At 61.1% G+C, this 19,191-nt stretch carries 16 protein-coding genes; 11 read left to right on the top strand and 5 right to left on the bottom strand.

Annotation, left to right across the window (positions count from 1 at the left end):
- From atpA to B7Y43_RS13175, 4 genes are all read left to right on the top strand, one after another.
- On the top strand, positions 1-1,060 hold a 1,060-nt coding region (gene atpA, locus B7Y43_RS13190; RefSeq protein WP_374132119.1), incomplete at its 5' end, for a F0F1 ATP synthase subunit alpha.
- 149 nt (positions 1,061-1,209) lie between these two features.
- On the top strand, positions 1,210-2,091 hold the full coding sequence (locus B7Y43_RS13185) for a FoF1 ATP synthase subunit gamma (RefSeq protein ID WP_374132118.1): 882 nt from the start codon (positions 1,210-1,212) through the stop codon (positions 2,089-2,091).
- A 48-nt stretch (positions 2,092-2,139) separates the two neighbouring features.
- Positions 2,140-3,591 (top strand): F0F1 ATP synthase subunit beta, encoded by a 1,452-nt coding sequence (gene atpD / locus B7Y43_RS13180; RefSeq protein WP_374132126.1) that lies wholly within the window; start codon positions 2,140-2,142, stop codon positions 3,589-3,591.
- Positions 3,592-3,723: 132 nt separating this feature from the next.
- A complete protein-coding gene (locus tag B7Y43_RS13175; protein ID WP_374132117.1) occupies positions 3,724-3,975 on the top strand; it encodes an ATP synthase F1 subunit epsilon in 252 nt (83 codons plus the stop codon).
- Here the strand turns inward: B7Y43_RS13175 and B7Y43_RS13170 are convergent.
- A complete protein-coding gene (locus tag B7Y43_RS13170) occupies positions 3,932-5,509 on the bottom strand; it encodes a hypothetical protein (protein WP_374132116.1) in 1,578 nt (525 codons plus the stop codon). The two genes, B7Y43_RS13175 and B7Y43_RS13170, sit on opposite strands and share 44 nt — an antisense overlap.
- A 180-nt stretch (positions 5,510-5,689) precedes the next feature.
- Between B7Y43_RS13170 and B7Y43_RS13165 the strand changes: the two genes are divergently transcribed.
- Together B7Y43_RS13165 and B7Y43_RS13160 are read left to right on the top strand one after the other, a co-directional pair.
- Entirely contained in the window at positions 5,690-7,234 is a 1,545-nt protein-coding gene (locus B7Y43_RS13165) for a CpaF family protein (protein ID WP_374132115.1), read from the top strand.
- A gap of 28 nt (positions 7,235-7,262) precedes the next feature.
- On the top strand, positions 7,263-8,447 hold the full coding sequence (locus tag B7Y43_RS13160) for an aspartyl protease family protein (protein ID WP_374132114.1): 1,185 nt from the start codon (positions 7,263-7,265) through the stop codon (positions 8,445-8,447).
- A gap of 10 nt (positions 8,448-8,457) precedes the next feature.
- Here the strand turns inward: B7Y43_RS13160 and B7Y43_RS13155 are convergent, their stop codons facing one another.
- Positions 8,458-8,646 (bottom strand): hypothetical protein, encoded by a 189-nt coding sequence (locus B7Y43_RS13155; RefSeq protein ID WP_374132113.1) that lies wholly within the window; start codon positions 8,644-8,646, stop codon positions 8,458-8,460.
- Between the two features lie 55 nt (positions 8,647-8,701).
- Between B7Y43_RS13155 and B7Y43_RS13150 the strand changes: the two genes are divergently transcribed.
- Positions 8,702-9,511, top strand: coding sequence for a class I SAM-dependent methyltransferase (locus B7Y43_RS13150; protein WP_374132112.1), 810 nt, complete (start codon positions 8,702-8,704; stop codon positions 9,509-9,511).
- A gap of 5 nt (positions 9,512-9,516) precedes the next feature.
- Positions 9,517-10,080, top strand: coding sequence for a hypothetical protein (locus tag B7Y43_RS13145; RefSeq protein ID WP_374132111.1), 564 nt, complete (start codon positions 9,517-9,519; stop codon positions 10,078-10,080).
- Positions 10,081-10,083: 3 nt separating this feature from the next.
- Here the strand turns inward: B7Y43_RS13145 and phaR are convergent, their stop codons facing one another.
- Positions 10,084-10,626: a polyhydroxyalkanoate synthesis repressor PhaR gene (gene phaR, locus B7Y43_RS13140; protein ID WP_374132110.1), complete on the bottom strand. Its 543-nt coding sequence runs from the start codon at positions 10,624-10,626 to the stop codon at positions 10,084-10,086.
- A 91-nt stretch (positions 10,627-10,717) separates the two neighbouring features.
- Here phaR and B7Y43_RS13135 point away from each other — a divergent pair, with 91 nt between their 5' ends.
- From B7Y43_RS13135 to B7Y43_RS13125, 3 genes are all read left to right on the top strand, one after another.
- Entirely contained in the window at positions 10,718-11,749 is a 1,032-nt protein-coding gene (locus tag B7Y43_RS13135) for an alpha/beta fold hydrolase (RefSeq protein WP_374132125.1), read from the top strand.
- A complete protein-coding gene (locus B7Y43_RS13130) occupies positions 11,746-12,918 on the top strand; it encodes an acetyl-CoA C-acetyltransferase (protein ID WP_374132109.1) in 1,173 nt (390 codons plus the stop codon). The genes B7Y43_RS13135 and B7Y43_RS13130 overlap by 4 nt, the downstream gene beginning before the upstream one ends.
- Before the next feature lie 202 nt (positions 12,919-13,120).
- Positions 13,121-16,198, top strand: a complete 3,078-nt coding sequence (locus tag B7Y43_RS13125; RefSeq protein ID WP_374132108.1) for a TonB-dependent receptor domain-containing protein — start codon at positions 13,121-13,123, stop codon at positions 16,196-16,198.
- Between the two features lie 163 nt (positions 16,199-16,361).
- On the opposite strand, the gene B7Y43_RS13120 is transcribed toward B7Y43_RS13125, so the two are convergent.
- On the bottom strand, positions 16,362-17,393 hold the full coding sequence (locus tag B7Y43_RS13120; RefSeq protein ID WP_374132107.1) for an alanine racemase: 1,032 nt from the start codon (positions 17,391-17,393) through the stop codon (positions 16,362-16,364).
- Positions 17,394-17,434: 41 nt separating this feature from the next.
- The gene (locus B7Y43_RS13115; RefSeq protein WP_374132106.1) at positions 17,435-19,030 is read right to left on the bottom strand and encodes an MFS transporter; all 1,596 of its coding nucleotides are present in this window, start codon (positions 19,028-19,030) and stop codon (positions 17,435-17,437) included.
- Between the last annotated feature and the right edge of the window lie 161 nt (positions 19,031-19,191).

Below are 19,191 nucleotides of genomic sequence, written 5' to 3'. Positions count from 1 at the left end.
CCCCGTCGGCCGTGGCCAGCGCGAGCTGATCATCGGCGATCGCCAGACCGGCAAGACCGCCGTCGCGATCGACACCTTCATCAACCAGAAGAACGCCAACGCGGGCGATGACGAGAGCAAGAAGCTCTACTGCATTTATGTTGCGATCGGCCAGAAGCGCTCGACGGTTGCACAGATCGTCCGTCAGCTCGAGGAATCGGGCGCGATGGAATATACCATCGTCGTAGCGGCAACGGCGTCGGAGCCCGCCCCGCTGCAGTTCCTCGCACCCTATACCGGCTGCGCGATGGGCGAGTATTTCCGCGACAACGGCATGCACGCGCTGATCGTTTATGACGATTTGTCGAAGCAGGCCGTTGCTTACCGCCAGATGTCGCTGCTGCTGCGCCGCCCGCCGGGCCGCGAAGCCTATCCCGGCGACGTGTTCTATCTCCACAGCCGCCTGCTTGAGCGCGCCGCGAAGATGAACAGCGACAATGGCTCGGGCTCGCTCACCGCGCTGCCGATCATCGAAACGCAGGCGGGCGACGTGTCGGCGTACATCCCGACCAACGTGATCTCGATCACCGATGGCCAGATCTTCCTCGAAACCGACCTGTTCTTCGCCGGCATCCGCCCCGCGATCAACGTCGGCCTGTCGGTCAGCCGCGTCGGTTCGGCTGCACAGACCAAGGCGATGAAGAAGGTGTCGGGCTCGATCAAGCTGGAGCTCGCCCAGTACCGCGAAATGGCGGCCTTTGCGCAGTTCGGCTCGGACCTCGACGCGTCGACGCAAAAGCTGCTCAACCGCGGTGCTCGCTTGACCGAGCTGCTCAAGCAGGCGCAGTTCTCGCCGATGCCGTTCGAGGAGCAGACCGTGTCGATCTTCGCTGGCACCAACGGCTTTATCGATGGCGTCCCCGTCAACGCGGTAACGCGCTTCGAAGCAGCAATGCTGGCCGATATGCGCGCCAACCACGCCGACATTCTCACGGACATCCGTGACAAGAAGGACCTGTCGAAGGAAACCACCGAAGCGCTGAAGACGGCGCTTGGGAATTTCGCGAAGACGTTTGCGTAATTGATCTGGCCCTCTCCCCATTGGGGAGAGGGTTGGGTGAGGGGCGGCTCGGCCCGTTAGGGCACTTCACCCTCACCAACTCCGACTAGGCGGCACAGCCGCCAAGTCTGCGTATCCTCTCCCTCCAGGGAGAGGGAGAGAAAGGTACGATGGCAAGTCTCAAGGCCCTCAAGATCCGCATCGGCTCGGTGAAGTCGACGCAGAAGATCACCCGAGCGATCAAGACGGTCGCCACCGCCAAGCTGCGTCGTGCGCAGGAGGCGGCGGTTGCCGCGCGTCCTTATGCGCAGCGGCTTGAAGCAGTGATGGCGAACCTGGCCTCCAAGGTGACGGTCAGCGAATCATCGCCGAAATTGCTGGCGGGCACGGGCAAGGATCAGGTGCACCTGCTTGTCGTCACGACCGCCAATCGCGGCCTGGCGGGTGGTTTCAACTCCAACATCGTCCGCCTCGCGCGCCGCAAGGCCGACGCGCTGATCGCTGAAGGGAAGACCGTCCGCTTCTATCTGGCGGGTCGCAAGGCGCGGGTGCTGGGGCGTTTCTACCCAGCAATGATCTATCATGATCGCGACATGAGTGCGGTTCGCAACCCCGCCTTTGTCCATGCTCACGAGCTGGCGAGCGATCTGATCACCCGTTTCGAAGCCGGCGAATTCGACGTCGCGCACTTATTCTATTCCAATTTCCGGTCCGCCTTGGTGCAGGAGCCCGCCGAACAGCAGGTCATTCCAGTGCCTCTGGTCGCCGGATCCGCAACGTCCGCACCATCGTCGCTTGCAGCCGTTGAATATGAGCCCGATGAGGAAACGATCCTCGCCGAGCTGCTGCCCCGCAACATCGCGATTCAGATTTACCGCGCCATGCTGGAAAACAATGCCGGCTTCTATGGCGCGCAGATGAACGCGATGGACAATGCCACGCGCAACGCCGGCGACACGATCAACCGCCTGACGATCCAGTATAACCGCACCCGCCAAGCCGCGATCACGACCGAGCTGGTGGAAATTATTTCGGGCGCTGAGGCGCTCTAAGCAAAGCACGAAGGCAAGGAACGAACGATGGCAACCGCCCCCGACACGATCGCCCCCAAGGCGACCACCAACAATGTAGGCCGCATTTCGCAGGTCATCGGCGCCGTCGTCGACGTGACCTTTGAAAATGATCTGCCCGCGATTTTGAACGCGCTCGAAACGAGCAACAACGGCAACCGCCTCGTTCTCGAAGTCGCGCAGCATCTGGGCGAGAACACCGTCCGCACGATCGCGATGGACGCAACCGAGGGCCTGACGCGCGGCCAGACCGTGACGGATACCGGATCGCAGATCCGCGTGCCGGTCGGCCCGATGACGCTTGGCCGCATCCTGAACGTCATCGGTGAGCCGATCGACGAGCTCGGGCCGGTCAACGCGACCGACACGATGCCGATCCACGCCCCTGCCCCGCTGTTCGTTGACCAGTCGACCGAAAGCGCCATTCTGGTGACGGGCATCAAGGTCATCGATCTGCTCGCGCCTTATGCCAAGGGCGGTAAGATCGGCCTGTTCGGCGGCGCCGGCGTCGGCAAGACCGTGCTGATTCAGGAACTGATCAACAACATTGCCAAGGGCCATGGCGGCACATCGGTGTTCGCGGGCGTCGGCGAGCGTACCCGTGAGGGCAACGATCTCTATCACGAATTCCTCGATGCGGGCGTTATCGCCAAGAACGAAGCCGGTCAGGCGATCTCCGAAGGCTCCAAGGTTGCCCTCGTTTATGGCCAGATGAACGAGCCCCCCGGCGCCCGCGCCCGCGTCGCGCTCTCGGGCCTGACGATCGCCGAATATTTCCGCGACGTCGAAGGTCAGGACGTGCTGTTCTTCGTCGATAACATCTTCCGCTTCACCCAGGCCGGTTCGGAAGTGTCGGCACTGCTCGGTCGTATCCCCTCGGCGGTGGGTTATCAGCCCACCCTCTCCACCGACATGGGCGCGCTGCAGGAGCGCATTACCTCGACCAACAAGGGATCGATCACCTCGGTGCAGGCGATCTATGTGCCTGCCGACGATTTGACCGATCCGGCCCCTGCAACGTCGTTCGCCCATTTGGACGCCACGACCGTGCTCAACCGCGCGATTTCGGAACTCGGCATCTATCCCGCCGTCGATCCGCTCGATTCGACCAGCCGCGTGCTCGAACCCCGCGTCGTCGGCCAGGAGCATTACGATACCGCGCGTGCGGTTCAGGCGACGCTCCAGAAGTACAAGTCACTGCAGGACATCATCGCGATTCTCGGCATGGACGAGCTGTCGGAAGAGGATAAGCTCACCGTCAGCCGCGCGCGCAAGATCCAGAAGTTCCTGTCGCAGCCCTTTCACGTCGCGACCGTCTTCACCGGCATCGAGGGCAAGTTCGTTCAGCTCGAAGATACAGTGAAGTCGTTCAAGGCTGTGGTCGATGGCGAATATGATCACCTGCCCGAAGCCGCTTTCTACATGGTCGGCGGCATCGACGAAGCCATCGCCAAGGCCGAAAAGATGGCACAGGACGCGTAAGAGACATCAAGCCCCTCCCCTTCAGGGGAGGGGTTGGGGTGGGGGCTCTCGTCTGGGCTTGGACTCGGTGAGACTGAGGGTCCCCACCCCCAAACCCCTCCCCTGAAGGGGAGGGGCTTAAGGAAGAGAAAAATGCTGCACTTCGAACTCGTCACCCCTGAAAAGCTCGTCCGCTCAGAGGACGTGTACATGGTCGTCGTTCCAGGCTCCGAGGGCGATTTCGGTGTGCTGCAGGGCCATGCGCCCGTGATGTCGACGATCCGTGACGGTGCACTCCACATCTATCGCACGGACAAAGGCGAGCCCGAAATGCTGCCGATCAAGGGCGGCTTTGCCGAGGTTAACGAACGCGGGCTAACGGTGCTGGCCGAACAGGCTGGCTGAATGCGACATTAGTCTGCTGGGCAATTCCTGGCAGGCGTGGGCGACACGCGGTCATCGTTAATTGGCCACCCCCAAAATCACGGCATTCGTAGCGCGGATCATAGCGCGCGATACGCGGTGTTCGGCTGTCAGGCAGGTCGTCATTGGCGAACCACAGGATGGCTGCATCGCTGCCTGATAGGGCCAGAACTGCTTGGTTGGGATCCTGATCGGCCGCGGCGCGAGCAACGCTGACCGCGACGGTTCGGCCACCCCGACGGAGGAAAAAGCCCCCCACCTCGGCAAGATGCGCGCTTGACGATGCCGAGGCGACTGGCCCGTCCCAGAATATGACGAGCCGCTGGGGCTGCCGCTCAGCCAGCCAGGCTGCAGGCTGTTGCAGATTGAAGATGTGGCGTGGGTCGCGCTCGGTTCCGGTAAAAATCGAGGCCAACAGGCCTATCGCTGTCGACATCATCATCGCCGTCGCCACGATGACAGGTCGGGGATCGCGGGCGACCATCCACCGGGCCCAAAGCGCCAAGGCAAACAGAAATGACGGCATCGACGGCGTCAAATAGCGCGGCAAGAAGCCTGGTCGGGTAAAGGCGATCACCAGCACCAGAGCGATGGTTGCAGCACCGCAAACCGCCAGCATCGTGCTTGGCCCCCAGGATATCGGGCCCGCCCGACGCTGGGCCAAAGCAATCGTGGTCGATCCAATAACCACGCCCAAGATGACCGTCGCGCTGAAGGAAACGCCGAGCAACATCGCTGGAATTTCCAAAGCTGCTGAGGGCGGCAAACCACCCGACGCAAGGTCGTTGCCAACAGTCAGCTGCAAAACGGCCGGCAGATGAAAATAGGCCCAGCCGAACATCGGCAGCAGCAGCAATGCTGCTGGCCAGGTCGCCATTGCCCGTACCCGGTGATAGCCAAGATAGGCGATTCCCTGCACCAGGCACGGAACAACACCCCAATATTGCGTCAGGATCAGCACCGCCGACACGATGATCCAGCCGCTGGCGCGGGCCGTTGTCGGGCGATCAAGCAGTTGCACGAACAGGATCGCCTGCACCACGCCGAGCAGAAACATCTGCGGATAAGGGCGCGCCTCCCCCGCAACGCCGAACATTGGCACCCAAAGCAGCGCGAAAACCGCCCACCACATCCGCAGATCGCGATTGGCATGCCCCTTCCACAGGATCAGCAGCGGTGCCACAATCGACAGCAGCACGCTTGGCAAGCGCAGCGCAACGTCACTCGATCCAGCAATCTTCGCCCATAACCACAATGGCATATAGAAAGCCGGACCAGTCAGCTCAGAGAGACACCAATCGAGCAGAGCTGCAACATTGGGTTGGGTCGCGATGACGGCGCTGAACGTCTCATCGAACCACAAGGGCGCATTCCAGCTATAGGATAGTCGGCCAATCACGCCGACGATCATCGCCATCAATAGCAAGGGCGCACGCCACCCGACCCGGTCCAACGCGACCGCGATGAAACGCCGCCCGGTTTGGCGAGGCAGGGTTAGGGCCGGTCCATCCACCAAGGGTAACTATCCCGCTGTTTGATGCTCTGTCGCACCGGACCCCTCAAATATTACTTAATTTCGACCGCGTAGCAGTGCCGAGCAGGCGGCCGAACACGCGCCGCACTGCCGATTTTGATGCTTAGGAAATGGTAACACCTTTGCAGGTATGAAATCCGTAACCACAATGATTGGGACAAAATGAGCGCTTTTGGACGACGCAGTGGTGCAGGTAACGGTGCCCCCCCGGCCCGGCCCGCCTTTGGTGTTGCCCGCCCAATGCAGGGTGCTGGCCCGGCGCGGCCTGCCGATTTGCAAGGCAGCGACCAATTTCCGCCGATCGATCTTGCGCCGCTGCCACCGCTTTCCCCTGCAGCCGATGGAATGACCGGGACGATGCCGGGCACCGCGATGGACGCGATGCAACGGTTGCAGGAACGCCAGGCATCATCAGGCGATGCCGGCCAATCGAAGATGGAGGGGTTCGAAACCTCGATCCACAAGATCAAGGAACAGGTGCTGCCGCGCCTGCTTGAGCGCGTCGATCCCGAGGCCGCCGCAACGCTCGACAAGGACGAGCTCGCCGAGGAATTCCGCCCCATTATCGGTGAAGTGCTCGCCGAACTAAAGCTAACGCTCAACCGCCGCGAACAGTTCGCGCTCGAAAAAGTGCTGATCGACGAGTTGCTTGGGCTTGGGCCGCTCGAGGAATTACTCGCCGATCCGAACATTTCGGACATCATGGTGAACGGCCCCGAGCAAACCTATATCGAGCGCAAGGGCAAGCTCGAGCTCGCCAATATCCAGTTCCGCGATGAAGAACATCTGTTCCAGATCGCGCAGCGCATCTGCAACTCGGTCGGCAGACGTGTCGACCAGACCACGCCACTCGCCGATGCCCGCCTGAAAGACGGCTCGCGCGTCAACGTCATCGTGCCGCCGCTCAGCTTGCGCGGCACCGCCATTTCGATTCGTAAATTCTCGGCCAAACCGATCACGCTCGACATGATGGCGGGCTTTGGTTCGATGAGCGCCAAGATGGCGACGGCGCTGAAGATCGCCGGCGCCTGCCGCTTCAATGTCGTCATCTCGGGCGGCACGGGTTCGGGCAAGACGACGATGCTCAACGCCTTGTCGAAGATGATCGATCCCGGCGAGCGCGTGCTGACGATTGAAGACGCCGCCGAACTCCGATTGCAACAGCCGCACTGGCTGCCGCTTGAAACGCGTCCGCCCAACCTTGAGGGGCAAGGTGAGATCAGCATCCGCGATCTCGTCAAGAACGCGCTGCGTATGCGCCCTGACCGGATCATCCTGGGCGAAATTCGCGGGAGCGAATGCTTCGATCTGCTCGCCGCGATGAACACTGGCCATGATGGCTCAATGTGTACGCTCCACTCCAACTCCCCGCGCGAGGCGCTGGCGCGTATGGAGAATATGGTGATGATGTCGGACATCAAGGTGCCCAAGGAAGCGATCAGCCGCCAGATCGCCGATTCAATCGACCTGATCATCCAGGTGAAGCGCCTGCGCGATGGCTCACGCCGCGTGACCAACATCACTGAGGTAATCGGCATGGAAGGCCCCGTGATCGTCACGCAGGAGCTGTTCAAGTTTGAATATCTCGACGAAAGCGCTGACGGCAAGATCGTCGGCGAATATCGCTCCATGGGCCTGCGCCCCTATACGCTCGAAAAGGCGCGCCAATATGGCTTCGACCAGGCCTATCTTGAGGCCACGTTATAGGATTTTCCGGCTGCCGGGACGTGGCGTAGTGCGCTTCGTCTTCCGTCGGCCGCCGATCCTGTTTGCGCTGGCCCTGATTGGTGCAGCGCCGCCGCCCAGCACGGCCATTTCGACGTTGTCGCCCGATAGCGAAACACGCTGGGTGTCGTTTGATCTGACGCCGGGCAACCAGATTCGCTTCACCATGGCCGTCAACGGCATGCCCGCGACGGCCATTCTCGATACCGGAGTCAGCGCCTCAGTGATCTCGCGCGATTTCGCTTCGGTCCACCGGCTGCACGTGCAGCCTCGCGGCCACGCCAGCGCGATTGGTGGCAATGTCGCCATCGGCTGGGCGGCCACGCAGAGCATCGCCCTGGGCGGGCTGACGCGGCGCGGTGGGGGCATGATCGTCACCACTCTGCCCGCTGCAGCCACCGGCACCGCCCGCGCGGTCGATATCTTGATTGGCCATGATCTTATCGACGCCTACGCGCTTGAGATCGATTTCGAAGCGAAGCGTTTTCGCCTCATCAAATCGGGGCGGCTGCCGTTTCGGGGCCTAAGCGCACCGCTGAGCATTGCAGCCAACCAGAATGTCTATGTGACCGAAGCATTGCTTGGCGGTCGCCGATTGGCGCCAATGGTGGTTGATACCGGGGATGGCTCGTCGATTACCCTGTCGCAGGAATCGTTCCGCGCCGCCAGGATCACCGGCCTGCCGACAACGACGACGATTGCCTATGGGCTCGCCGGGGCGCTCATCACTGACCTGGCGATTGTGCCCAGCCTGGCGGTTGGCAAACTGACCGCCAGCGATGTCGAGATACGTGTCGAGCGGCGCGGCGGCTTTTCGCACGAAATTGGTGCCGCCGGACGAATCGGTTCTGGCTTTCTGCAGCAATATCGCGTGCTGCTCGATCCGATCGCTGGCCATATCGTCTTCGGTCCCTCCAGCCAGACCGGCAAGCCGCCGGTCCGGTCGACCAGCGGCATCCTTGTCGCCACCGAAGCGGCACGGCTGCGCGTTCTGCACGTCATGCGCGGCAGCCCGGCCGAAGTGAGCGGCTGGCGCGCAGGTGATCTGATCTGCGCGATCGACGGCACGCCAGTCCCCGCCGACTATAGCAACAGCCCGATCAGCAGCTGGTCGGTCGGATCACCCGGCCGGGTCGTGCTGCTCAGCGGCTGCGATGGCAGGGAACGAGCACTCACCCTGGGCAGGTTTTACTGAAGCACCACGGCTACGCCTTAAAGCCAAGGCTCGCCAGGATTACCGCCATGATCAGCGCAAGCATCTGAACTGTCGGCCAATCAACAATTCCGATCGAATCAAGATTATCGCGACGGGCGCGCCGCCAATCGCGCCAGCCGCTGAACAGCGCAATTGCTAGCGCGGTAACCGCTCCGCCCCAAAGCCCTGCTTGCATCATGCCCTCTTGCTCGCCAAAACGCGCTGCAACGGCCCTTAATGATCAAGGAATCGAAATGCGCCAGCCTTTTTGGACGTCCGCTCTTGTTGCAACCAGCATTGTAATCACCGGTGGCGCGATTGCGGCTGCCGTAAAACCAACATCGGCCCTAACCGCCGCTGTCAACGCAGCCAGCCGGACCCCGGCCAATGTCGCCCGCGACCGCTATCGCCACCCCGCGGAAACGCTCGCCTTTTTCGGCGTAAAGCCACGCGACACGGTGGTGGAAATTTGGCCAGGCGGTGGCTGGTATACCGAAATCCTCGCGCCTTATCTGGCGAATGGTACCCTCTATGCCGCGACCCCGTCTGAAAATGCGCGCAAAGGGGTGATCACCCTGCAGACGGCCAAGCCCGACATTTACGGCAAGATCAAATTCGCCGCCTTTCCGACCACAGCCAGCAACGCCAGCGCTGGCGTGCCCGCCGGTTCAGTCGATGTGGTCCTGACGTTTCGCAACGTCCATAACTGGAGCTTTGGCGCCACTGACCAGACTCAAGCTGCGTTTGACCAGATGTTTGCCATGCTGAAGCCCGGCGGTGTGCTGGGCCTGGTCGAGCACCACCTGCCCGAAAATGCCAAGGACATTACCGAAGCCAAGAGTGGTTATATGAAGCGGTCTTCGGTGATTGCCTTTGCCACCAAGGCCGGCTTCGTGCTCGCTGGCGAAAGCACGATCAACGCCAATGCCAAAGACACGCATGACTATCCCAAGGGCGTCTGGACGCTGCCGCCCAATTATGCCGAGAAGGAAGTCGATCGCGCACGTTATGCTGCCATCGGCGAAAGCGACCGGATGACGCTGAAGTTCGTTAAGCCGAGATAACGGGAATGGTCGAGCCAGCGACCAAAGCGATTGGCCTTTTGGCGCGGATCGTTGGCCCGGCAGCGACGCCAGCCGACACCGCGCTGACCCTTGCCGCAATGGTGCTGGCCGTACCGCTTGCGGCGGGGGCGATCATGTCCGCCGGGACGGTCGACTGGCGTTGGTGGCAATGGCTGCTGGTATTGATTGTGGCAAGCGATCTGGGCGGCGGGATCGTCGCCAACGCGTTGCCCAGCACCAAACGCTGGTATCACGCGCCAAATGGTCATGACCGGCGAATGCTCGGCTTTGCCCTGCTGCAGGTGCAATTGCCGGCGCTCGCGCTGATCGTCCCGGAGGCGATGCCGATGCTGGCGGGCGTGCTTGGCTATATCTGGCTGCTCGGCGGGGTGACAATATTGCTGGCCGTACCGCACCGGTTCCGGCTGGCGATCGCGTTCATGATAACGGCGGTCGGCACGGTATTGCTTGCCCGATTGTTACCGGTTGCCAGCGCTTTGGGTTGGATGCCGCTCGCTTTGTGTCTCAAGATCCTCGCCGGCCATGTGATTGGGCCAGGCGAGGCTTGATCGCTATTTGTCGAGCCGCTCGATCTTTTCCTGCAACCGGTTGAGCTCTGCCTTCAGCGTGGCGATTTCCTCGTCCTTGCTGGCGGCATGATCGGTCTTGCTCTCCGGCTTGAAAGCAGCGGTCGCGGCTTCGAACATGGCGATGTTGCGCTTGGCGATTTCAGCAAAAGGGGAATGTGCAAAGGCACCTTCAACTGCTGATTTGAACTGCGCCTGATTGCGACGAAAACCGTCCATCGATGCTTCGAGATAGCCCGGCACCATCGCCTGCATCGAATCGCCGTACATCGAGATCAACTGGCGCAGGAAATTCACTGGCAGCATCGTCTGCCCGCGCGATTCTTCTTCCATGATAATCTGGGTCAGCACATTATGGGTAATGTCTTCGTCGGTCTTGGCATCGACGACCTTGAAGTCGCGCCCTTCGCGCGTCATCGCGGCAAGGTGCTCGAGCGTGATGTAAGACGAAGTCTCGGTATTGTAGAGTCGCCGATTGGCGTATTTTTTGATGATGACGATGCCATCATCCGGTGCAGTCTTTTTCATGGGAGGTCCCCCGAGGGTGCGTAACAGCCCTGTAACACCGTTCCATGCCGCGCCGCAACACGGTCCGCGTCCGTTGCCCTTGTTCCTGGAAATGCTGCGCCAGGAAACGGCGGAATCCCCCGATCGTCAACGCGCCGCGCTGGCGGGGCTCGCCGCCTATCAGGCGGCTGATCGGGGGGCGACCCGACGGCTGGGTCGCGTAAAGCATCGCCGCGGGCGCGCGCGCCTGCGCGATTATGGCGGCGACGGACCGCCCGTTGTCGTCATCCCTTCGCTGATCAACCCGCCCTTCATTGTTGATCTCACGCGCCAGCAATCCCTGCTGCGCTGGCTAGCGGGCCAGGGACACAGAACTTTCCTGCTCGATTGGGGCGCGCCCGATGCGACGGCACGAACGATGGATATCGGCGATCATGTCACGCAGCTGTTGCTGCCGCTGATCAGGAAGCTTGGACAGCCTCCCATCCTGATCGGCTATTGCCTGGGCGGGACGATTGCGGCGGCAGCGGCATGCCTTACCCCAGTGGCCGGGCTCGCGATGATTGCGGCTCCCTGGCATTTTGACGGTTTTGACGCCAGCGCGCGCGCCCGCATTGCCGCGTTATGGACGAGCACAAGATCGGCCTGCGATGCCATGGGCCTGGTCCCGATGGAGGTGCTGCAGGCGGGTTTCTGGCAGCTTGATCCAGCGCGGACGATTGCGAAATATGAATCTTTTGCGGCCATGGCCCCTGGTAGCCCTGCCGCGCGCAGCTTCATCGCGCTGGAAGATTGGGCCAATGCCGGTGCGCCGCTACCCTATGCCGCTGGTGCACAAATGTTTGAGGCGCTATTCGCCGACAATGTGACCGGCACCGGCAAATGGACGGTTGGCGGTAGCCTGATTGATCCAGCTACATTGGTCTGCCCAACGATCGATTTCGTCTCGCTTCATGATCGGATTGTGCCGGCTGCCAGCGCCATTGGCTTTGCCGATCAACGTAAATTGGCGGCAGGGCATGTCGGCATGGTCGTCGGCAGCCGTGCGCGCCTGGAATTATGGGAACCGCTTGACGACTGGATTAGCCAGGTGCTGGGGGCTAAAGAACGCACACCTCTTTCAGCAGCCGGAAACCCGCCATGACCGATATCGTCATCACCGCCGCCAAACGCACCCCCGTTGGCAGCTTCCTCGGCGCCTTTGCATCGACGCCAGCGCACGAACTTGGCCGCATCGCGATCGAGGCGGCGCTGGCGCAGGCGGGCATCACCGGTGATGACGTGTCCGAAGTTATTCTTGGCCAGGTATTGACGGCTGCTCAGGGCCAGAACCCCGCGCGGCAGGCATCGATGGGTGCAGGCGTGCCCAAGGAAATCCCGGCCTGGGGCGTCAATCAAGTCTGCGGATCAGGGCTGCGCGCGGTTGCGCTTGCCGCTCAGGCAGTGGCGACCGGGGATTCGACCATTGTGGTCGCCGGCGGCCAGGAATCAATGTCGCTCAGCCCCCATGCCCAGTTCCTGCGCGCGGGGCAGAAAATGGGCGACCTGATGCTGATCGACACGATGATCAAGGATGGGTTGATCGACGTTTTCAACGGCTATCACATGGGCATCACTGCCGAAAACCTGGCCGAAAAATACCAGGTCACCCGCGCCGATCAGGACGCCTTTGCCATCGCGTCGCAGAACAAGGCCGCCGCCGCGCGCGCCGAGGGCCGCTTCAAGGAGGAGATTGCCACCGTCACGATCAAAGGACGCAAGGGCGACACTGTCGTGGAGCATGACGAATATATCCGCGACGGCGCGACGCTGGACGGCGTCTCCGGCCTGAAGCCCGCCTTCAAAAAAGACGGCACCGTCACGGCGGCCAATGCCAGCGGCCTGAACGATGGCGCCGCCGCGCTTGTCATCATGACCCGCGCAGAGGCCGAACGCCGCGGCTCCCCCATTCTTGCGCGGATCGCCAGCTGGGCATCGGCGGGCGTTGATCCCTCGATCATGGGAATTGGCCCCGTCCCCGCCACGCGCCGCGCGCTGGAAAAGGCTGGCTGGGCGATCGGCGACCTCGATCTCATCGAATCGAACGAAGCTTTTGCCGCGCAAGCGCTGTCAGTGAACAAGGAACTTGGCTGGGACTCGGCCAAGATCAACGTTAACGGCGGTGCGATCGCCATCGGTCATCCGATCGGGGCATCGGGCGCGCGAATCCTGACCACGCTGATTTACGAAATGGCGCGACGCGATGCCAAAAAGGGGCTCGCGACCCTGTGCATCGGCGGCGGCATGGGCATCGCTTTGTGCGTTGAGCGCTGAGGACACGACGTACGGCGACATATTATTTGTTCACCGTGGGTTAAGCCGCATCATTGTTTCATCACTGTGGCAAACTAGTGACAATGCCGCCTGAATAGGTGCGTCGCTTCCATAAAGTCCCCATGCCCATATTGCATATTTGCGGCAGGCAGCCTTGAGTGGTTTAATTCGGGCAGTTCCGCTCGGAGACAGGGGCAGATCCATGAAACTAAAGACGCTCATGAGCGCCACCGCGCTCGTTGGAATTTTGGCAAGCTATCCGACGATTGCGTCGGCACAATCGACACCAACGCCAAAGGCCACGCTCGACGACACGACGCCAGATGCAACGGCCGCAGAAGAAGACAAGGCGATTGTCGTCACCGGCTCGCGCATTCGCCGTTCCAGCTTCGACATGCTCGAACCAACGGTGTCGATTGACTCCAAATATCTCGAAAATCGCAACTTGACCAACATCGCCGATGCGCTCAACGAGCTGCCCGGCTTCCGCGGTTCAGTGACGCCAAACGGCGCGCAGAACGGCTTTGGCCAGGGCGTGAACTTCATCAACACTTTCGGCCTTGGGTCGAACCGCACCTTGACGCTGGTCAACGGTCGCCGCGTCGTTTCGTCGAACGTCACCACGATTTTCGGCAACCAGGGCGGTACTCAGGTCGATCTGAACATCTTCAACCCCATCTTGATCGATCGTATTGACCGTGTTTCGATCGGTGGTGCGCCGGTTTACGGTTCCGACGCCATTGCCGGCACGGTAAACGTCATCACCAAGACCCGTTTCACCGGGCTCGAAATCCGCGCGACCACGGGCGTGACCGAATATGGCGACAACTTCCGCTACAACGTATCGGGCGCCTACGGCTACAATTTCGCGGACGGGCGCGGTAACATTTCGATCGCCGCCAATTATGAAGAAGTCCGTGGTATTCTGACCAACGATCGCCCGTTTCTCGCGAACGGCGTTGGCGGTCAGCTGAACCCAACCAGTGCGCTCGCCGCAACGCTTGGCCCGGTCGGTCGCTCACCGCTGAACGATGGCCGCATCAACCCCAATATCGGGTTCAACAACTCGACGACCGACGGTTTCCCCGGTACGGTGCTGGTGAGGCGCGCGGGTATCCCGTCGCTCAGCCGCGGTGGTGTTGTCGTCAACGCGACGACTGCCCTGGGTGCGCTTGACTATAACGTCCAGTTCGCGCCTGACGGCACGCTGATTCCGTTCAACCGTGGCACGCTGTTTGCTGGCGCGATCACCTCTGCCGCAGCACGTAACTCGGGTGGCGACGGCTTTGTTTTCAACGATTTCACCCAGATCACCGGCAATTCGCGCCGCATTTCGGCCAACATCTTTACTGATTATCAGCTGACCGACGATGTCCGTCTGTTCGCTGAAGGTCTGTATTTCAACGGCTTTGGCGACGAATTGATCCAGCAGCAATCGTTCCAGTCGACATTGTTCGGTGGTGCCAGCGCTGCGTTGACGTTCAGCGTCAACAACCCGTTGCTTTCTGCCCAAGCGCGGAACCTGCTGGTCGCCAACGGGTATACGACCTTCCGCCTCAGCCGGATCAACCTTGATCTTGGCGACGCGACGGGTTCTTCGAGGAACGATCTCTTTCGCGTTGTTGGCGGTGCCGACGGGAAGTTCCAGGCGTTTGGCCGCGACTTCAGTTTCGAAGTCTCGGGCGTCTATGGCCGCAACGACTATCGCGATTTTGCACAGCAGATTAATCAGCAAAATTTCGTCAATGCGATCAATGGCTGCGTGACGAACCCAGCTGTCAACGCGACACCGGGCTTCACAGCGATTGCCGATGCGCGCTGCGTTCCGCTCAGCGTGTTCGGCGAAGGCGCGCCATCACCGGCCGCCCGCGCGTACGTGATCCAGGATACTGTTGCGCGCAGCTATATTGACCAATGGGTCGTGAACGCAAACGTCGGCGGTGCGCCGTTCGATCTTTTCACCAACCCAGTTCAGTTCAACGTTGGCTATGAACATCGCGAAGAATCAGCGCAGTTCACGCCCGATCCCTTCCTGCAGGCTGGGCTTGGTCGTTCGGTCGCGATTGCCCCAACCGGCGGTCGCTATGCGCTGAACGAAGTAACGGGCGAATTCAACCTGCCAATCTTCACCCCGAAGAATGACTTTTTCTTCCATAACCTGGAAATATTCGGGCGCGGTCGTTATGTGCATAACACCGTCAACGGCGGGTTTTTTGCATGGGCCGCAGGTGGATCATTCTCGCCAATCGAAGACGTGCAGTTCCGTGGTAACTTCACCAGGTCGTTCCGTGCGCCGTCGATTACTGAATTGTTCTCGCCACAAACCAACACCTTCACCACAGTCCCGGATCTCTGTGCTCCCGGTACCATCGGTGCAGGGCCAGTGCCCGCAACCCGTACCGCAAACTGCAATGCGTTCCTTGCACGCTTCCCGAATGGAACGCCGCTCGGTGCCGCCACCGCAACGGTCCCAGGTCGTTCGGGTGGCAATCCCTTGCTGCAGAACGAAGAAGCCAACAGCTACACCTATGGCGTCATCTTCCGTCCTCGGTTCATCCGCGGGCTGAACCTGTCGGTCGACTATTTGAACATTGATCTCCGGCAGCCGATCTCCAATCTCACGGTGGCAAACATCGCCGGCGCTTGCTTTGACAACCCAGTGTTCAACGCGGCTGATCCCGCCAATGCAAACGCTTTCTGTTCACTGATCCGCCGTGACGCAAACGGCCAGGTACCAGCCGATCCGGCCAACCCGGCGGTGACGTCCGGGTTCGTCAATGGTCAGAGGATCCAGGTTGAAGCCATTCAGAGCACCTTGGAATATGTGACCAAGCTGGATGGTCTCAACCTGCCTGGTTCGCTTACCGTTACCGGCGAATTGTTCGTATTGCTGCGTCGTCTTATCGATACCACGGGCGTTGCGCCTGCGCGGTCGGACGGCACGGTGGGCGATCCGACCTGGCAGGGCCAGGCGCGCGTGCAATATTCGACCAAGTACGTCAACTTTGCGACCAATATCAACTATGTTGGCCAGCAGTTGTCCTCTCGGTTCAACCGTGCACCTGGGCCCAACGACACGCGTGAATTTGACAAGTTTGATGATTTCATCACGCTTGATTCGAGCGTGACGTTCAATGTGAACAAGCAGTTCCAGCTGATCGCGTCGGTGACGAACCTCACCAACCGTGTTGGCCAGAACTATTTCGGCATCATCATTCCGGCATCGGTCAACGACTCATTTGGTCGGCGCTTCGGCTTGTCGGTGCGCGTTCGGTATTGATCTGAACTAGAATATTGAACGATTAAGGGAGGCGGGGCGTACACAGCGCCCCGCCTCTTTTCTTTGGGGTGCCGCCTGGGGCATCATGCCAAATAATATTCAAATACCAAGCGGTCGGTCGGCGTGGGACCCAGGCCAATCAGATCGTCACGATTGGAAGCGCTCAGGCTGTCCAATGCGGATCAAAACGCCGACCGAGGCCGACCAGCAATTCATATTGCGACATGCCGGACGCGGCCGCAGCCGCCGGCAGTGCATAATCCAGGGCGACCCAGTCCCCCTCGCCGAGCCCTGGGGCTCGATCGACCACAATCGCCACCAGATCCATCGACACGCGGCCAACCACCGGCAGCGCAACATCGCCCCAGCGACCGCAACCGATCCCTGAAAAGCCCCGGAAATAGCCATCGGCATAGCCGATATTGATGATCGCAATTTCGGCATCATGCGCGGCGGTAAAGGTGGCGTTATAGCCAATGCTCGCGCCAGCCGGCACACATCGGCGCTGCACGATTTGCGCTTCGGGGGTGACGACTTGCTGTATGGTTGCCATCTCTGCGCGGGGGACACCGCCATAGAGCGCGAGGCCGGGGCGGGTTAGATCGAAGGCATAATCAGGCCCCAGTCCAATCCCGGCCGAATTGGCCAGGCTCATCCGCCGGGCGGACGACCGGCCCCGCAGTTCGGCGAAGGCCGCGAGCTGCGCGCCATTCATCGCCACATCAACGTCAGCGCAGGCAAGATGGCTCATCAGCACATCGATCTCCAGCCCGGTAAGCACCCCGGACAACGCCTGATCAACCGACAGACCAAGCCGGTTCATGCCGGTATCGATCATGACGTCGCATACGCCCCCGCCCGCCGCGCGCCACCGCTCTATTTGGGCGGGCGAATTCAGGACGGGGCGCGCAATGCCGGAGAGCGCAAGCGGCATATCCTCTGCCCGGATGCCGTGAAGCACGGAAACGGAAAGGCCGAGTGGGGCGAGCTCCGCCGCCTCTGCCCAGGTCGCGACAAAGAAATCACGGCACCCGGCACGTGCCAGGCGGGTGGCGACATCAACGGCCCCCAGCCCATAGCCATTGGCCTTTACGGCCGCCCCGCAGGCCGCCGATCCGCTCATCGCATCAAGGGTGCGCCAGTTGCTGGCAAGTGCTGCTGCATCAAGCCGCAGCCTCAGGGGGGAAGTGGTCATGCGATGAGGGGTTAGCGCCAGCCGCTATCGGGCACTAGTCCCTAGCTTCTTGGCGCCGCCTTGGGGCGTTCGTCCTTCAGCCACACCAGCGTGACCACCAACGCCATCGCCACGACCCCCATCGTGTACCACAGCCCGCCATAGGGGTTGCCCGTGCGCGCGACGATATACTGGCTGATAAACGGCAGAAAACCGCCAAAATAGCCGGTGCCGATATGATAGGGAATCGACATTGAGCTATACCGGATCCGCGGCGGGAACATTTCCGCCAACAATGCGGCAACTGGGCCATAGGTCACACCGGCAAGCGCGCTCAGGACGATGATCGCCCCAAGAATGATCGCGATATTGGCCGGCGATGGGATAACCTTGCCCAGGAAATAGCCATTGGCCGTCAGCGCGGCGTCCAGCTGCTCCGGCGTATCATTGGCGACCGTTAGACCACCAATCGTCACCACCGTTACCGGGGCCTCCACCGTTGTATAGGCGACGCCCTTTTTGGACAGATGATCGAGCACCCGCCCGCATTCATCGACCTGCTGCTTGGCAAAGGGGCTGTACGCACAGGCCGGGCCAGAAACGATGACCGGTGCGCGCCGCGCTGCTTCGGCCAAGCCGGGATTGGCGGCGCTGCCAATCACCCAGAAAATCGGGAACAGCATGATCAGCGTCAGCGCATAACCGATCACGATCGGCAATTTTCGACCGACTCGATCAGACAGCCAACCGAACAATACAAACCAGAACAGGCCAGCGGCCGCCCCGGCGCCAACAATCAACTGCGCGACCGTTTCCTCCACCCGCATTGTCGCCTGGAGGAACGACAGCACGGTAAACATCGCGGTGTACCAGATCACCGTCAGCCCGGCGGCGATACCAAACAACGCCACGAACAGGCGGCGGAGATTGCCGGGATAGGTAAAGCTCTCAACAAACGGATTGTTCGCGGTTTCCCCTGCCGCCTTCATCTGCTTGAAAATCGGGCTTTCCGACAATTTAAGCCGCATCCACAGCGACACCGCCAGCAGCAGCAGCGAGAACAGAAAGGGCGTGCGCCACGCCCAGGCATCCCAGGCTTCAGGAGAGAACGCGGCCTTCGCGCTCAGCACCACGGCCAGCGACAGAATGAAGCCACCCGCAACGCTCGCCTGGATGAAGCTGGTATAATAGCCACTGCGCCCGGCCGGTGCGTGTTCAGCAACATAGATGGCAGCGCCGCCATATTCCCCACCTAGCGCCAGCCCCTGCAGGATGCGCAGGAGAATGATGATCGCGGGTGCCGCCAAGCCGATCGCCTCAGTCGACGGCACCAGCCCAACCCCGGCGGTGGCAATACCCATCAGAGTGATCGTCACTAGGAACGTATATTTACGCCCCAGCTTATCGCCGAGAAAGCCAAACAGGATCGCGCCAAGGGGCCGGAAGCCGAAACCAACCGCAAATCCCGCCCAGGCAAGCAAGGTCTGGACGGTTTCGTTATCGGCCGGGAAAAAGGTACGACCAATAATGCCGCTCGCCGCCAGCGTGCCGTAGATGAAGAAATCATACCATTCGAATATGGTGCCAAGCGATGAAGCGGTGATGACGAGCTGGATATCCTTCCGGCTCGGTTCATTTGCTTGATCTTCAACCGCCATTGTCGCCACGAACATCCCCCCGGCACCGATCGACTATCCCCTTGATCGCGTTTGCGCTGCCTGTGTCGACCGACTGTCGCTCTTGTCGGGCAACGACAAGCGACAGGGGGTCAGCAGGTGCGGCCCGACCGAGATTGGGGTTTCGACCCTTTGGCGCGAAC

This window comes from Sphingomonas sp. 28-62-20 (assembly GCF_002281505.1).
This window is presented reverse-complemented; position numbering and strand designations above follow the sequence as displayed.

What these genes read in the sequence shown, in the direction of transcription:
- B7Y43_RS13185 (WP_374132118.1), top strand. Translation starts at nt 1,210, where the DNA reads ATGGCAAGTCTCAAGGCCCTCAAGATCCGCATCGGCTCGGTGAAGTCG.
- B7Y43_RS13175 (WP_374132117.1), top strand. Translation starts at nt 3,724, where the DNA reads ATGCTGCACTTCGAACTCGTCACCCCTGAAAAGCTCGTCCGCTCAGAG.
- B7Y43_RS13165 (WP_374132115.1), top strand. Translation starts at nt 5,690, where the DNA reads ATGAGCGCTTTTGGACGACGCAGTGGTGCAGGTAACGGTGCCCCCCCG.
- B7Y43_RS13155 (WP_374132113.1), bottom strand. Translation starts at nt 8,646, where the DNA reads ATGATGCAAGCAGGGCTTTGGGGCGGAGCGGTTACCGCGCTAGCAATT.
- B7Y43_RS13150 (WP_374132112.1), top strand. Translation starts at nt 8,702, where the DNA reads ATGCGCCAGCCTTTTTGGACGTCCGCTCTTGTTGCAACCAGCATTGTA.
- B7Y43_RS13145 (WP_374132111.1), top strand. Translation starts at nt 9,517, where the DNA reads ATGGTCGAGCCAGCGACCAAAGCGATTGGCCTTTTGGCGCGGATCGTT.
- phaR (WP_374132110.1), bottom strand. Translation starts at nt 10,626, where the DNA reads ATGAAAAAGACTGCACCGGATGATGGCATCGTCATCATCAAAAAATAC.
- B7Y43_RS13135 (WP_374132125.1), top strand. Translation starts at nt 10,718, where the DNA reads ATGCTGCGCCAGGAAACGGCGGAATCCCCCGATCGTCAACGCGCCGCG.
- B7Y43_RS13130 (WP_374132109.1), top strand. Translation starts at nt 11,746, where the DNA reads ATGACCGATATCGTCATCACCGCCGCCAAACGCACCCCCGTTGGCAGC.
- B7Y43_RS13125 (WP_374132108.1), top strand. Translation starts at nt 13,121, where the DNA reads ATGAAACTAAAGACGCTCATGAGCGCCACCGCGCTCGTTGGAATTTTG.
- B7Y43_RS13120 (WP_374132107.1), bottom strand. Translation starts at nt 17,393, where the DNA reads ATGACCACTTCCCCCCTGAGGCTGCGGCTTGATGCAGCAGCACTTGCC.
- B7Y43_RS13115 (WP_374132106.1), bottom strand. Translation starts at nt 19,030, where the DNA reads ATGGCGGTTGAAGATCAAGCAAATGAACCGAGCCGGAAGGATATCCAG.